The organism is Kitasatospora sp. NPDC001539 (genome assembly GCF_040298565.1).
Lineage (GTDB): Bacteria > Actinomycetota > Actinomycetes > Streptomycetales > Streptomycetaceae > Kitasatospora.
The window spans coordinates 12,517-27,009 of sequence record NZ_JBEPAK010000007.1; the positions used below are offsets into that span (position 1 = coordinate 12,517).

Below are 14,493 nucleotides of genomic sequence, written 5' to 3' on the forward strand. Positions count from 1 at the left end.
GCGGCCGCCGAACCTAGACTTGCCCCATGCCCCGGCTCAACGACCAGGTCAGGGAGCTGCTCCAGGAGTACGCCGACCTGATCAACATCACCGGTGGGGACGCCTTCCGGGCCCGCGCGTACGAGAAGGCGGCCCGAGCGGTCGGCGGCCACCCGGAGGACCTGGCGGGTCTGGACGTCAAGGGACTCCAGGAGATCCCCGGCGTCGGCAAGTCCACCGCCGAGAAGATCGCCGAGTACCTCGCCACCGGAAGGATCCCCGCGCTGGAGACCATGCGCGCCAAGATCCCGGCCGGCGTGCGCGAGATGATGGCCGTTCCCAGCGTGGGCCCCAAGCGCGCCCTCTCCCTCTACCGCGACCTCGGCATCGCCTCCGTCGACGAACTCGCCGAAGCCGTCCGCGGCGACAAGCTGTCCGGCCTGGCGGGGTTCGGGGAGCGCAGCGGCGAGAAGATCCTGCACGGCATCGAGCTGATGCGGCAGTCCGGCGGGCGCACCCTGCTCGACACCGCCATCGAGCTGGCCGACCAGGTGGTGGAGGCCCTGTCGGCCGTCCCCGGCTGCACCCGCTGCGCGTACGCGGGGTCGCTGCGGCGGATGCGGGAGACGGTCGGCGACATCGACGTGCTGGCGACCGCCGCCGACTCCGCCCCGCTGATGGCCGCGCTGACCCGACTCCCGTACGTGGCCGAGGTGATCGCGAGCGGGCCGACCAAGACGTCGGTCCGCACCACCCAGGGCGTCCAGGTGGACCTGCGGGTCGTCCCCGAGGAGGACTGGGGCGCGGCGCTGGTCTACTTCACCGGGTCGAAGGCGCACAACATCAAGCTGCGCACGATGGCGGTGCGGGCCGGGCTGAAGCTCTCCGAGTACGGGCTGTTCGAGGTGGCCGGCGATGGCCGCAAACGCGCCGGGGCGGGCGGCGCGAAAGCCTCGGGAGCTCCTCGGAAGGGCTCCGGCAGGAACGCCGGGGAGGCCTCCGGAAAGGGCGCCGAGGTGGAGGGCGCCAAGATCGTCTCGGAGACCGAGGACGAGGTGTACGCCGCCCTCGGCCTGCCCTGGATCCCGCCGCCGCTGCGCGAGGACCGCGGCGAGATCGAGGCCGCGCTGAACGGTGAACTCCCCGACCTGATCCAGGAGTCGGACCTCCGCGGCGACCTGCACACCCACACCGACCTCACCGACGGCCTGGCCACCCTCACCGAGATGATCGACACGGCGGCGGCACGCGGCTACTCCTACTTCGCCGTCACCGACCACGCGCCGGACCTGGTGATGCAGCGCATGACGGACGAGAAGATGCTCGCCCAGCGCGCGGAGCTGCGCCGACTCGCCGACCGGCACCCGAAGTTGCGGCTGCTGCACGGCACCGAGCTGAACATCGGCCCGGACGGCGGCGTGGACTGGCCGCCCGAGTTCCTGGCCGGCTTCGACGTCTGCGTGGCCTCCGTGCACTCGCACTTCACCCTCGACCGCGCCGCCCAGACCCGTCGGCTGATCCGCGCCTGCGAGAACCCCCACGTGCACGTCATCGGCCACCTCACCACCCGCCGGATCGGCCGGCGCGGGCCGATCGACGTGGATCTGGACGCGGTGTTCGCGGCCGCCGCCCGCACCGGTACCGCGATCGAGATCAACAGCGCCCCGCAGCGGCTCGACCTGCGCGACGAGGACATCCTGCGGGCCAGGCGGCACGGCGTGCGCTTCGCGATCGACAGCGACGCGCACGCCACCGGCCACCTCGCCTACCCGCGCCTCGGCGTCGGTACGGCGCAGCGCGGTTGGCTCACCGCGGAGGACGTGATCAACGCCTGGACGTGGCAGCGGCTGAAGCGCTTCCTCCGCAAGGACGCCCTGCGCGCGTAGCCGTCCCCGCCGAGCGAACCGGTCGGCGGAAGCCTGCCCCTCGGCGGACGCCCGGCCCGATCGCCGGAACCACGGCCCGATCGCCGGAACCCCGCCCCCTCGGCGGAAGCCCCGGCCCGGTCGGCGGCCGAGGCCCCGCCCGGTGGGCCGAAGCGCCGGCCCGTCCGCGGACACCGACCCCCCGGCGCCGCCGACCCCCGCCGATCCCGGCCCACCGCCGCCTACCCCATGCTGGCCCCCGGCGAGGCCAGCACCCGGGCCGCGCTGCGGTGCCCGAGTGCGGTCGCCAGCCGCAGGTCCCCGGTGTCCAGGAAGCCGGCCAGGAAGCCCGCCGCGAACGCGTCCCCGGCCCCGGTGAGGTCCCGCACCTGCGCCACCGGCGGGACCGGCACGGTGAACGGCTCCTGGCCGGGCACGTCGACGGTGGTCGCTCCGGCCCCGGCCTTGGTGACCACCGTGGTGCCCGCCAGCCGGGCGCGTTCGGGCCCCGGCAGGCCGTCCACCAGCAGCCCGAGGAAGGCCGACTCGGAGCGGTTGGCGAACAGCAGGGTCGGCGCCAACTCACCCAGCAGGGCCAGGAACCGCTCACGTCCGAACTGCTCCAGCATGCCGGTCGACGAGGCGTCCACCGACGTGCTGCCGCCGCCCTGCCGGACGCGGACGAGCGCGTCCACCGCGGTGGCGCCGACCGGCTCCCCGTCGAAGGAGTAGCCGGGCACGTGCAGGTGGGTCAGACCGGCGAGCCACTGCTCGGGCACGCGCTCCAGCAGCGTGGCGGCACCGCGGTCGGGCAGCATGGTGCGTTCGCCGTCCTGGTCGATGAGCACCACGATGCTGCCGGTGCGACCGCGCCGCTGGACCCGTACGTCCACGCCGTGGCCGCCGAGTTCGGCGACGACGCCGTCCCCGATCGGGTCCGCGCCGACGCAGCCGAGGAAGCGGGCCGGGTACTGCCCGGCGGCGAAGCAGGCCACGTTGGCCGCGCTGCCGCCGCGCCGCCGGAAGACCCGGGCGCTGGAGTCGGTGCCGTGGCGCAGCGGGCCGTCGACCCAGACCACGATGTCCTCGACGAGGTCGCCGAGCACCCCGAGCACGGGTCAGGCCCCGGTCGACGCGGCGGCGGCCAGGGCGGTGGCGATCTCGCCGCCGAGGCGGACGTTGCCGCGGTAGACCTCGACGTTGACCTCCAGGCTGCGCCCGCCGGTGTCCCGCTGGATGAAGTCGAGCAGGAACGGGGTGGAGGCGTTGCCGGCGACGCCCAGGCGTTCGGCCTCGGCCCAGGCACGGGCCAGGATGCCGTCCAACTCCTCCGGCGGCAGTTGCTTGGCCGGGTCGACGGGGTTGGCGATCAGGACGGCCTGGGGCAGGTCGAGCCGGTCGCGGGCGTCGATCACCCTGGCCGCCTCCTCGGGCGACCGGACGCTGAAGTTGATCTCGTGGCCGGAGTCGGTGACGTAGAAGCCGGGGTACTTGGTGGTGCGGTAGCCGATGACCGGGATGTTGAGGGTCTCGAAGCGCTCCAGGGTTGCCCGGATGTCGAGGATGGACTTCACGCCGGCGCTGATCACGGTGACCGGGGTGGCGGCCAGGGTGGTCATGTCGGCCGACTCGTCGAAGGTCTCGGAGGCGCCGAAGTGGACGCCGCCGAGGCCGCCGGTGGAGAAGACCCGGACGCCCGCGCGGTGGGCCAGGAAGGCGGTGGCGGCGACGGTGGTGCCGCCGTGCCGGCCGAACGCGGCGACCACCGGAAGGTCGCGCAGGCTGACCTTGTCCAGGCCGTCGGTGGCGGCGAGCTCGGTGATCTGCTCGGTGCTCAGACCGACGGTGGGCACTCCCTCGTGCACCCCGATGGTGGCCGGGACGACGCCCGCCTCCCGCAGCTGGTTCTCGGCCTCCAGCGCGACGGCCAGGTTGCGCGGCCGCGGCAGGCCGTGGGTGAAGATCGTCGACTCGAGGGCGACCACGGGCCGCCCGTCGGCGACGGCCTGCGCGACCTCCTCGGCGACCTTGATGGCGGGGGTGCTGGTGGGCAGTCCGGTCATGGTGCCAGCTTCCTGTCGGGTGCCACTGCGGTGGGGCAACGCGACGCTCAGCGTATGGACGGTCAACATCGGAATCCAGAATGAGTCCTGAGGCTTCCGATAGCTCTCTGGCTATCGGTTCGCACTAGGCTGATGGGCATGGGTCTCACCTTGCGCCAGCTGGAGGTCTTCCTCGCCGTCGCGGAGACGCTGCACTTCGGACGCGCCGCCGAGCGGCTGCACATCTCGCAGCCGACGGTCAGCCAGGAGGTCGCCCGGCTGGAACGCACCGTCGGCGTCCAGCTGTTCGACCGCAGCCGCCGCTCCGTCGCGCTGACCGGCGCCGGGGAGGTGATGGCCGCGGAGAGCACCCGGCTGCTCGAGCAGACCGAGTCGCTACTGGCCCGGGTCAGGCTGCACGAGGAGTCCCGGCTCGGGACCGTCCGGATCGTCGCCTCCCCGAGCGTGGTGAACCGGCTGCTGCCCGCCGTGGTCAGCCGGGCCGAGCAGGAGCTTCCCGCGCTGACCACCACCGAACTCGCCGTGGACACCGGGCAGGTCTCCACCACCCTGGCGGCCGAGCTCGCCGACCTCGGCCTCGGCCGGTTCCTGGAGGAGGTGCCCGGCTACCGGCTGGAGCGGATCGCCGACGAGCCGGTGCTGGTCGCCCTCGGCCGGGACCACCCGCTGGCCGGCCGGACCACCGGCCTGCGCCTCACCGAACTGCGGGACCTGCCGCTGCTGTTGTGGCCGCGCGAGCAGCACCCCCGGTACTACGACCACGTGCTCGGCCTGTGCGCGGCGCACGGGATCGACCCGCCGGTGCTGGTGAGCCCGCCCCGGATCGTCGGCTCCCGGCTCTACCTGCTCGCCCGCAACCGCGCCTTCTCACTGGTCCCCGGCTCGATGACCGGCCACCTCACCGAGGACGTGGTCACCGTGCGGCTGGACGGCCGGGCGACGCTGCCGCTGGAGATGCAGTGGCGGACGGACGACCACCGCCCGACGCCGGCGGTGCTGCGCGACCTGGTCCGGCAGGAGGCGGCGGCGCTGGAGGAGCCGTAGGCAGCCGGCGGAAGCCGGCAGTGGCTCTTGACGGTCACATGCCACCCCCGACAGGATGCCCGGATCACCCATCCGGCCCGTCGCGCGCCGACGGGCCGCCCGACACCGGGGGATCCGCCTTGGCCCTGCGCCCGCCGCTCCGCCGCACCGACACCCCAGCCCGCCACGCCGGACCCCACGGCACCCCGACCCGCGATCCCGACACCCCGGCCCGCGGCACCGGCCGCCCTGACACCCACGGCACCCGCGGCGCCCGCGGCCGCGGCACCCTCCTGCGCCGCACCGCCCGCCTGCTCGGCGCCGCCGTCCTGACCCTCGCCGCCACCCTCACCACCGCCGGCCCCGCGCACGCCGACTTCGGCAGCGACTACCACGACCCGGTCACCGCCACCAAGCCGCTCACCCGCCCCGACTCCCGCTCCTGCACCGTCGAGGTGATGCACGAACGCGAGTTCCGCAACGGCTACGGCAACCCGCCCGACACCCCGTACACCAGCACCGTCACCCCGCCCGCCGACTGCGCGGGCCCCTGGTCCGCGGTGGTCATGGACCTCCACGGGCAGGTCGCCGGACGGCAGTTCGACCGGATCTTCAGCGTCCGCCTCGGCGGCGTGCAGGTCCTGCTCTCCTCCACCCCGGAGCCGTCCAAGGACGGCATCCAGTGGAACGTCGAGCGCGACCTGACCCGCTACGCACCGCTCCTCGCGGCCGGACCGCAGCCGTTCTCCCTCGGCCTCGCCAACGTCACCGACGCCACCTACACCGGTGTCTACCGGATCTCCGCGAGCCTGACCTTCTACACCGCGAACGACCGCTGGCCCGCCGCCCACGGCGCCGACCAGCTGCTCACCACCGGACCGTTCGCCCTCACTCAGGCCGCGCCGACCGCCGGGCGCGAACTCGCCTTCCCGCAAAACCTCCAGCGGCTGACCGCCGAGGTCTACGCCCGGGGCGGCGGCGCCTGCGAGGAGTTCGCCTACGCCTCCGCGCCGGACGCCTTCGCCGCCGCCAACCCGTCGATCGGCGTCTGCGGCAAGGGCCCGTTCCGCGAGCTGCGGCTCACCGTGGACGGCCGGGTGGCCGGAGCGGTCTGGCCCTACCCGGTGATCTACACCGGCGGCTGGGACCCGCTGCTGTGGCGGCCGGTGCCGGGCGTCTTCGCCTTCGACCTGCCCGCGTACCGCCTCGACCTCACCCCGTACGTCGGCCTGCTGCTGGACGGGCGCCCGCACACCGTCGGCATCACCGTCAACGCGAGCGAGGCGCAGAGCAACGACGTCTGGACCGGCCAGGTCAACCTGTTCGCCGAGACCGACCACGGTGCCGGCCACACCTCGGGCCAGCTCACCGACTACCGGGTCGCCCCCGAGGCGACCGTGGGCACCGAGCTCACCGACCACGGCGGCGGCAGCGGCGACTGGACCGTCACGGCCGCCCGGCACGACCTCGCCCGCGGCTGGGTGCAGACCTCGCACGGCCGGATCACCACCGAGGTCCGCGACGACCTCTCCTTCAGCTCCGGCCAGCAACTGCGCGACAGCGGCAACGACGTGACGCTGCACAACCGCACGGACCTCACCCGCACCACCGCCACCTGGGGCGGCGGACCGCACCGCACCACCACCGTCCACGAGGGCGAGCCGCTGGACGTCAGCTACCGGGTGGCGCACGACGCGGCCGGCAACACCGACCAGCGCACCGCGATGGACCTCGGCTACCACCAGGAGGCCACCACCGCGACGGGCGGCCACGTCACCGAGCGCTCGACCGTGGACCACACCCTGCGGCCCACCGCCCAACGCCACGACGGGGACCGCACCGTGAGGACCGGCAGCAGCACCGAGGACTACCGCAGCACCGGGCCGGACGGGCCGTACCACCGGACGCTCGCCTTCGTGGACGGGTGGTGACGCGCGGCGGCGCCCGGTGACGCCCGGTGGCGGCCTGCACGGCCCGCAGTCCGAAGCCCGCAGCCCGCGCCTCCCCCACAGCGCACGGCTTGCGAAATTTGCCCGAATTCTGCCTGTTCACCCCTGGTGCACACGCCGTAGGAGGGGCATCATGGGTGGTGGACCTGCGAGGTAGCTGAAGGAAGTTCGACCGCAGGAGGCAGTGGCGACAGATCGAGACGGATCAGGGTCTGCCGCTGGTACCTCGGTCGACGATCGAACTACCGGCCGGAGGACGTCAAGTCCGGAGGCCACCCCCACCTCGTAGGTTCCGCGCGTCCACGGAGCACCCCCTCGGCTCCGTGGACGCGCTCCTGCGTTCCCCGGCGGGCGGAGCGCCGCCACCCGACGGACGGCCCGGACAGCCCTGACGGCCCGGACAGCCCTGACGGCTCGGCCGCCACGCGCCGGGAAGATTTCACACGGCCGGTCCGGCGCGGTTCACCTCCGCCCGGTGAGGCTGGCCGCCATGAACGCATCCAGTGGACGTCCCCCCGTCAGCAGGCGCGGACTCCTGGCCGGGGCGACCGGCCTCGGCCTCGGCGGCGCCGTCTCCCTCTCCGGCATCGCGCCCACCCCCGCCGCCGCCTCCCCACTGCTGTGGGAGCGGCCGGACCGCTCCGGCGCCCCACGGGTGGGCGGGCTCCACCTCCAGTTCGGCTCGGACGCCTCGCGCGAGGTCACGGTCTCCTGGCACACCACCGAGTCCGTCTCCAACCCCCGCGTGATGTACGGGACTTCGCACGGCGGCTTCGGCCGCAGCGCGCAGGCCGAGACCCGCACCTACCGGGACGCCGCCTCCGGCACCGAGGTCCAGGTGCACCACGCACGGCTCACCGACCTGCGCCCGGACACGGACTACGTGTACGCCGCCGTGCACGACGGCGCCACCCCCGAGCTCAGCACCGTCCGCACCGCCCCACGCGGCCGGGCCGCCTTCACCTTCACCAGCTTCGGCGACCAGGGCACCCCCACCCTGGGCAGGAAGACCGCCGGCGGCTACGTCAACGACAACCTCGGCAGCCCCGCAGCGGGCGACACCACCGCCGGGGTCGAGCGGGTCGCCCCGCTGTTCCACCTGGTCAACGGTGATCTCTGCTACGCCAACCTCGCCACCGACCGGGTCCGCACCTGGTCCGACTGGTTCGAGAACAACACCCGCTCGGCCCGCCACCGCCCCTGGATGCCGGCCGCCGGCAACCACGAGAACGAGCGCGGCAACGGCCCGATCGGCTACGGCGCCTACCAGACCTACTTCGACCTGCCGGACGCCGGCTCGGACGAGGGACTGCACGGCCTCTGGTACGCGTTCACGGCCGGCTCGGTCCGGGTGATCAGCCTCAACAACGACGACGTCGCCTACCAGGACGGTGGCAACTCCTACGTCCGGGGCTACTCCGGCGGTGCCCAGCAGCGCTGGTTGGAGCGGCAGTTGATCGCCGCCAACGCGGACCCGGGGATCGACTGGATCGTGGTCTGCATGCACCAGGTGGTGATCTCCACCGCCGACAAGTTCAACGGCGCCGACCTCGGCATCCGCGAGACCTGGGTGCCGCTGTTCGACAAGTACGGCGTCGACCTGGTGGTCTGCGGCCACGAGCACCACTACGAGCGCTCCCACCCGATCCGCGGCCAGCAGCCGACCGACACCCGGACGCCGGTTCCCTCCGGCACGGACACCGAGACCATCGACACCACCCGCGGCACCGTCCACATGGTCATCGGTGGCGGCGGCACCTCCGCCCCGTCGAACCAGCTCTTCTTCACCCCGCCCAAGGCCCGTGTCATCACCGGCGTCGGCCCCGTCGACAAGGCCACCGGCAAGCGGCCCCCGGTCTACGTGATCGAGGACGCCCCCTGGTCCGCCTTCCGCGACGCGGACAACCCCTACGGCTTCGCCTCCTTCGACGTCGACCCGGGCGAGCACGGCGGCGACACCACCATCAACGTGACGTACTACGCCGTCCACGGCCCCTACGGCGAGCTCGTCCCGGTCGACCGCTTCACCCTCACCCGCCCGCGCGGGGCTCGGGGCGGTGGCCGCGGGCGCTGACCGACGGAAGCGGGCGCCAGGGGCCGGGCCGGAACGGGCCGCGCAGGACCGGGCCGGTCCGGTCCGGTCCGAGCCAGGCAGGCCCCGCACCGCCAGGGCGGGCGCGGCGGTACCGTTCATCCCCGTGATCGGTGTCCGACCGCACCCCTGGAGGCCCGCCCAGATGTCCCCGCACCACCGACCGGTTGAAGCCGGGCCGTCCGGCCGCGGTGCGGGGTTCGACGACTCCACCGGGGAGAGCCGTTGAACCCCGCACCCACCCGCCCCGGACAACCCGACCGCCCGGGACAGCCCGGACAGCCCGGACAGCCCGACCATCCCGGACAGCCCGACCACCCCGACCACCGGCGCTCCCCGGACTACGCCCACCTCGCCGCCGTCGGCCCGTACTTCGCGCTCGACACCTCGCCGGGCGGCCCGCCGCCGGGCTTCCGCCCCCTGCCGGAGCTGTACGGCACCGGGCCGGACGCGCCGCTCGCCGCCCGGATCCGGGTGGTGGCCCGGCGACTGGGCACCGTCGAGCTCCGCGTCGCGGCCTCGATCCTGCACCTCGGTCTGGCCGCCCGCTTCTGGTCGGTGGGCCTCGGCGCGGCCGTCCTGCTGGGGACGGTCCCGACGCTGGAGCGGGCCTGGGTGCGGATCCCCGACCAGGGCCCGATCGACCTCTGGACTCCGCCCGACCAGCCGTCGACCGATGCCGGCAGCCTCGGCGACCAGCTGCACCGGGCCGTCCTGGTGGGCCGCCTGGAGCCGCTCGCGGCGGCCGTCCGGGCCGCCGTCCCGCTCTCGCCGGGGCTGCTGCGCGGCAACGCCGCCTCCGCCCTGGCCGGAACCCTGCGGGTGCTGGACCCGCACGCACCGGGCCGGGCCCGGGAGTTGGTCGCGGAGCTGCTGGACCGCCCGCCGCTGGCCGGGTCCGGCGTGCTGCGCACGGGGCGGAACGGCACGGCCTTCCGTCGGACCAGCTGCTGCCTCTACTACCGCACCGGGCCGGGCGCGGGCCTCTGCGGGGACTGCTGCTTCACCCGGCCGCCGGCCGCGCGTACGGCTGCGGCGAGGAAGGACACCGCATGACGGGCCTGCCGCTCGACGGCGTGCTGGTCGCCGACTTCGGCCGGGTGCTCGCCGCGCCCTACCTGACCATGCTGCTCGCCGACCTCGGTGCCGACGTCATCAAGGTCGAGCGGCCCGGCACCGGCGACGAGACCCGCGCCTGGGGCCCGCCGCACGCCCACGGCGAGGCCACCTACTTCCTCTCCGTCAACCGCAACAAGCGCTCCCTCACCCTCGACCTCCGCGATCCCGCCGACCGCGCCCGTGCCCTCGAACTGGTGCGCCGGGCCGACGTGCTGGTGGAGAACTTCCGCCCCGGCACGATGGACCGGCACGGTCTGGGCCCGGCGGACGCCGAAGCCCTCAACCCCCGGCTGGTCTACTGCTCGATCACCGGCTTCGGCACCGGCCCGGGTGCCGGACTGCCCGGCTACGACCTGCTGGTGCAGGCCGTCGGCGGTCTGATGTCCGTCACCGGCCCGGCGCCCGGCGAGCCGGTGAAGACGGGCGTCGCGCTGGTCGACGTGCTGACGGGGCTGCACGCGGCGGTCGGCGTGCTGGCCGCGCTGCGCGAGCGCGAGGCCACCGGGCGCGGCCAGCGGGTGGAGGTGAACCTGCTCTCCACGCTGCTCTCCGGAATGGTCAACCAGTCCGCGGGCTACACCCTGGCCGGGGTGGTACCGGGCGTCCTCGGCAACCGCCACCCCTCCATCGCCCCGTACGAGGTGTTCCCGGCCGCCGACCGACCGCTGGTGGTCGCCGTCGGCAACGACCGGCAGTTCGCCGCCCTCTGCCGGGGCCTGGACGCACCGGAACTCGCCGCCGACCCTCGTTTCACCACCAACAGCCTCCGGGTCGCACAGGTCGAGGTGCTCGCCACCGAGCTCTCCGCCCGGCTCCGGCGGCGGACCGCCGCCGAGTGGTTCGCGGTGCTCACCCCGCTCGGCGTGCCCTGCGGCCCGGTCAACGACCTGGCCGGGGCCTTCGCCCTCGCCGACTCCCTCGGTCTGCACCCCCGGGCGACCGTGCCGGGCCGACACGCACATGAGGTCCGGCACGGGCAGGAGGGCCCGCACGGGCGGGAGGGCCGGCACCGGCAGGAGAAACGGGACGGACACGACGGACAGGACGGACAGGAGGGTCGGGACGAAGCGAACGGCCGCCCGATGGACCTGGTCGCCAATCCGATCGGCCTCTCCCGCACCCCGCCCCGGTACGACCTGCCACCGCCCCGGCTCGGCGAGCACACCGCCGAACTCATCGCCTGGCTCGACGCTCCGGCCGCCCCTGCGACCGGCGCGCCGCTCGGGGAACCGGGAGCGTGAGCTGGCCCGGAACGCGAACGGGCCCGCGCCCGGCTTGTCCAAGGCCGGGCACGGGCCGCCGATCCCCACCCGGTGTCGATGCCCCGGCACCGGGTGAAGCCCTTCGAACCCCCGTCGTCCATGGTCCTCAGACCGCGACCGCCTCCTCCATGTCCTCCTCGGCCTCCGCCGGCGTCTCCACCGAACGGCGTCCGCGGCGCTCGTACGCCGCCGCGGCGAGCACCGCCGCGCCGCCGAGCAGCAGCCACACCACCAGCGTCACCACGTGCCCGCCGAGCCCGGCGCCGCCGTCGAAGTACATGACGGTGCGGGCGCCTTCCAGGAAGCCGGCACCGTTCCAGAATCCGTGCAGCGCGCCGAAGAATCCGTTCTGCAGCTCGGGGCGGTAGACCCCGCCGGAGGAGGTGAAGTTCAGCATCACGAACAGCACCATCAGGGCCAGCGTGGTCCACTTCTTCAGGAAGCTGTGCAGGCCGATGCCGATCAGCAGGATGCCGGCCGAGTAGAGCCAGCCGAGCGCCCACACGGCGGCGTGGTCGCGGTCGACCACGTGGAAGAGCGGCCCGGCGGTGACGATCCCGATCACGCTCACCACCAGCGAGACCGCGAGGCCCACCATCGCCCGGACCCGCATGCTCAGGCCCGCACCGGCCGCGCCGATCACCGCGACGCTGGCGTAGGAGCCGATGCTCAGGGCGACCAGCAGGAAGAACAGGCCCTGTCCGGTCGGGTCGCCCTCGGCGAGGGTGGTGAGGTCGGTGACGTGCAGCGGGACGCCCTGCTTGTCGGTGACGTTGGTGAACACCGCGGTGGCGGCCACCACCGAGGTGTCCGAGTTGCCCTTGGCCACGATCAGCTCGGGGTTCCTGGCGTCCGGGACGAAGGCGCCGACCAGGCCGCGGTCGCGCAGCTGCTGTTCGGCGGTGGCGCGGTCTGCGACCGTGCGGACGTCCAGCGCGGAGCCCGCCTTGGTCTGGATCGTCTGCGCGAGGCCCTGTGCCTGCGGCCCCGCCCCGACGACGGCGACCTTGAGGTGGTTCGGTTCCGGCTGGTGGAACGCACCCTGGTAGGCGAGCGCCATGCCGAGGCACATCAGCAGCGGGGTGAGCAGGTGGACGGCGAGGTGCTTGAGCGAGTGCCCCAGGGCGGGCGCTGCGGCAGGTGGCTGGGGTGTGCTCATGGTGTTCGTACCGTCCTCCGGCGAGCTCTCGGTCACGGCCGCGATTCCCACCCATTAAGGTGGTAAATGCAACCATCTACGGATGTAGCTTACAACCATCCGACGCCGATCGGAAGCCGAGCCGGCCCGGCCCGGCACGCGGCTCAGCTGCGCAGCTCGAACACTCCGTACGAGAAGCCGCCCGCCCGCAGTTCGCCGTCCACCAGCCGCGCGCCCTGCGCCTCCAACGGCCGCGCCCCGGCCCAGCCGTCCGCGAGCCGCACCGCCCCCGGTTCCCGCCGCGGGTTCACCACCACCAGGTACCGCCCGGCCCGGGTGTACACCATCGGGTAGTCGGCGTTGTGGACCTCCACGCCGCCGGACGAGCCCAGCCCGGGGTGCGCCCGGCGCAGCGCGATCAGCCGGCGGACGGTGTGCAGCAGCGAGGTCGGGTCGGCCCGCTGGGAGAGCACGTCCGGCCGCCGCGGATCCGGGTCCACCGGCAGGTAGAACCGCTCGGGCGGGGCGGTGGAGAAGCCGGCGCCGGGGCCGGGCGTCCACTGCATCGGGGTCCGCGAGCCCGCCCGGTTGTAGCGCGGTCCGAGCACGCTGCCCTCGACGTCGGGGAGCCCCGGCAGGTAGCGCATGCCGATCTCGTCGCCGTAGTAGACGGCGGGCAGGGTCGGCCAGGTGAGCAGGAAGGCGAAGGCGGCCGCGAGTTGCTCCTCGCCGCGCGGGCCGGTGGCGAGCCTGGAGAAGTCGTGGTTGGCGGTGGGCAGCACGATGTGTCCGCTGCCCCCGGTCAGTTCGGCGGCGGAGCGCCAGGCGTCCAGGAAGGGCTGCGGGGTGCCGAGCCCCTCGGCGTCGAAGAAGCACGGGCCCTGCTGCCAGAACTCCTCCACCGTCCCGCCCCCGTTGTTCCAGAGCGAGCGCAGCGGAAGGCCGTGGTCCGCCCCGCCGAAGTGCAGGAAGAAGTCCGCGTGGAACCCGGCCGCGACGGCGGCGGCCGGCTCGCCCCACTCCGCGAGCAGCACGGCCTCGGGGTGGGCACGGTCCAGCCAGGCCCGCAGTTCGGTCCAGAGCCTCGCGGTCTCGGCCTTCTCCGGGTCGTCCTTGACCAGCGAGTACGCCATGTCCACCCGGAACCCGGCCACGCCGAGGCCCAGCCAGTGCGCCATGATCCCGCGCAGCGCCGCCCGGTTGGCGCGCGGCCCTTCGGCGTCCACCGGCTGGCGCCACGGTTCCTCCGAACGGCTGCGGGCGTAGCCGAAGTTGAGCGCGGGCTGGCAGTCGAAGAAGTTCGGCCGGTACCAGCCGGGGCGGCTGCCGGGCGAGGCGACGAAGCCGTCCACCTGCCGGTCCGACCAGATGTAGCGGTGGTCGGACGGGTCCTCGGCGGAGGCCAGGAACCAGGGGTGGCGGTCGGAGGTGTGCCCGGCGACGAGGTCCAGCAGGACCCGGATGCCCCGCCGGCGCGCCGCCTCCACCAGGGCCACCAGGTCCTCGGTACGGCCGTAGCGGGGCGCCGGCGTGAGGTAGTCGCTGACGTCGTAACCGGCGTCGCGGAAGGGCGAGGCGAAGCAGGGGTTGAGCCAGACCGTGTCCACACCGAGCCAGGCGAGGTGGTCGAGGTGCTCGGTGATGCCCGCGAAGTCGCCGATGCCGTCGCCGTTCGAGTCCGCGAAGCTCTGCGGATAGATCTGGTAGAGGACGGCGTCGGCCAGCCAGTCGGGGGCGGGGCGGGACGAGGTCATGGGGCAGGTCCTCCTACCGGGGCCGGGGCCGGGGGCCGTACGGGCCTCGGCCGAAGGCTGGGCTGGGCTGTGCCGACCCGAGCGTCGGACCGAGCCGAGTCGGAGCGAGCCGAGTCGGACCGAGCCGGGCTGCCAACGATTCTCGTCCAATCCCGGCCGTCCCGACAGACCACCTCCACCACGCGGCGACTCGCGGCTGCCCGACCCCACCGCCACCGCCCGGCCCCGCCGCCACCGCCCGGCCCCGCC

General features: G+C 74.0%; 10 protein-coding genes. 6 read left to right on the plus strand and 4 right to left on the minus strand.

Annotated elements, in window-relative coordinates; all coding sequences use genetic code 11:
- Positions 1-26 precede the first annotated feature (26 nt).
- Positions 27-1,865 (plus strand): DNA polymerase/3'-5' exonuclease PolX, encoded by a 1,839-nt coding sequence (locus tag ABT247_RS02995; RefSeq protein WP_350736980.1) that lies wholly within the window; start codon positions 27-29, stop codon positions 1,863-1,865.
- 221 nt (positions 1,866-2,086) lie between these two features.
- On the opposite strand, the gene ABT247_RS03000 is transcribed toward ABT247_RS02995, so the two are convergent.
- Positions 2,087-2,959: a carbohydrate kinase family protein gene (locus tag ABT247_RS03000; protein WP_350736982.1), complete on the minus strand. Its 873-nt coding sequence runs from the start codon at positions 2,957-2,959 to the stop codon at positions 2,087-2,089.
- Positions 2,960-2,962: 3 nt separating this feature from the next.
- The gene (locus ABT247_RS03005) at positions 2,963-3,907 is read right to left on the minus strand and encodes a pseudouridine-5'-phosphate glycosidase (RefSeq protein WP_350736984.1); all 945 of its coding nucleotides are present in this window, start codon (positions 3,905-3,907) and stop codon (positions 2,963-2,965) included.
- A gap of 138 nt (positions 3,908-4,045) precedes the next feature.
- Here ABT247_RS03005 and ABT247_RS03010 point away from each other — a divergent pair, with 138 nt between their 5' ends.
- The 5 genes from ABT247_RS03010 (at position 4,046) to ABT247_RS03030 (ending at position 11,331) form a co-directional block, all read left to right on the plus strand.
- Entirely contained in the window at positions 4,046-4,951 is a 906-nt protein-coding gene (locus ABT247_RS03010; protein WP_350736986.1) for a LysR family transcriptional regulator, read from the plus strand.
- A 119-nt stretch (positions 4,952-5,070) separates the two neighbouring features.
- Positions 5,071-6,861 carry a peptide-N4-asparagine amidase gene (locus ABT247_RS03015; protein WP_350736989.1) on the plus strand — a complete coding sequence of 597 codons (1,791 nt, stop codon included), beginning with the start codon at positions 5,071-5,073 and terminating at the stop codon, positions 6,859-6,861.
- A 508-nt stretch (positions 6,862-7,369) separates the two neighbouring features.
- Positions 7,370-8,953: a purple acid phosphatase family protein gene (locus ABT247_RS03020; protein WP_350736992.1), complete on the plus strand. Its 1,584-nt coding sequence runs from the start codon at positions 7,370-7,372 to the stop codon at positions 8,951-8,953.
- A gap of 243 nt (positions 8,954-9,196) precedes the next feature.
- The gene (locus ABT247_RS03025; RefSeq protein WP_350736995.1) at positions 9,197-10,027 is read left to right on the plus strand and encodes a (2Fe-2S)-binding protein; all 831 of its coding nucleotides are present in this window, start codon (positions 9,197-9,199) and stop codon (positions 10,025-10,027) included.
- Positions 10,024-11,331 (plus strand): CaiB/BaiF CoA transferase family protein, encoded by a 1,308-nt coding sequence (locus tag ABT247_RS03030; RefSeq protein WP_350736997.1) that lies wholly within the window; start codon positions 10,024-10,026, stop codon positions 11,329-11,331. The genes ABT247_RS03025 and ABT247_RS03030 overlap by 4 nt, the downstream gene beginning before the upstream one ends.
- Before the next feature lie 127 nt (positions 11,332-11,458).
- Here the strand turns inward: ABT247_RS03030 and ABT247_RS03035 are convergent, their stop codons facing one another.
- Both ABT247_RS03035 and ABT247_RS03040 read right to left on the minus strand, forming a co-directional pair.
- Positions 11,459-12,511, minus strand: coding sequence for a hypothetical protein (locus ABT247_RS03035; protein WP_350737000.1), 1,053 nt, complete (start codon positions 12,509-12,511; stop codon positions 11,459-11,461).
- Positions 12,512-12,654: 143 nt separating this feature from the next.
- On the minus strand, positions 12,655-14,244 hold the full coding sequence (locus ABT247_RS03040; RefSeq protein WP_350737002.1) for an alpha-amylase family glycosyl hydrolase: 1,590 nt from the start codon (positions 14,242-14,244) through the stop codon (positions 12,655-12,657).
- Positions 14,245-14,493: the final 249 nt, after the last annotated feature.

What these genes read in the sequence shown, in the direction of transcription:
- ABT247_RS02995 (WP_350736980.1), top strand. Translation starts at nt 27, where the DNA reads ATGCCCCGGCTCAACGACCAGGTCAGGGAGCTGCTCCAGGAGTACGCC.
- ABT247_RS03005 (WP_350736984.1), bottom strand. Translation starts at nt 3,907, where the DNA reads ATGACCGGACTGCCCACCAGCACCCCCGCCATCAAGGTCGCCGAGGAG.
- ABT247_RS03010 (WP_350736986.1), top strand. Translation starts at nt 4,046, where the DNA reads ATGGGTCTCACCTTGCGCCAGCTGGAGGTCTTCCTCGCCGTCGCGGAG.
- ABT247_RS03020 (WP_350736992.1), top strand. Translation starts at nt 7,370, where the DNA reads ATGAACGCATCCAGTGGACGTCCCCCCGTCAGCAGGCGCGGACTCCTG.
- ABT247_RS03030 (WP_350736997.1), top strand. Translation starts at nt 10,024, where the DNA reads ATGACGGGCCTGCCGCTCGACGGCGTGCTGGTCGCCGACTTCGGCCGG.
- ABT247_RS03035 (WP_350737000.1), bottom strand. Translation starts at nt 12,511, where the DNA reads ATGAGCACACCCCAGCCACCTGCCGCAGCGCCCGCCCTGGGGCACTCG.
- ABT247_RS03040 (WP_350737002.1), bottom strand. Translation starts at nt 14,244, where the DNA reads ATGACCTCGTCCCGCCCCGCCCCCGACTGGCTGGCCGACGCCGTCCTC.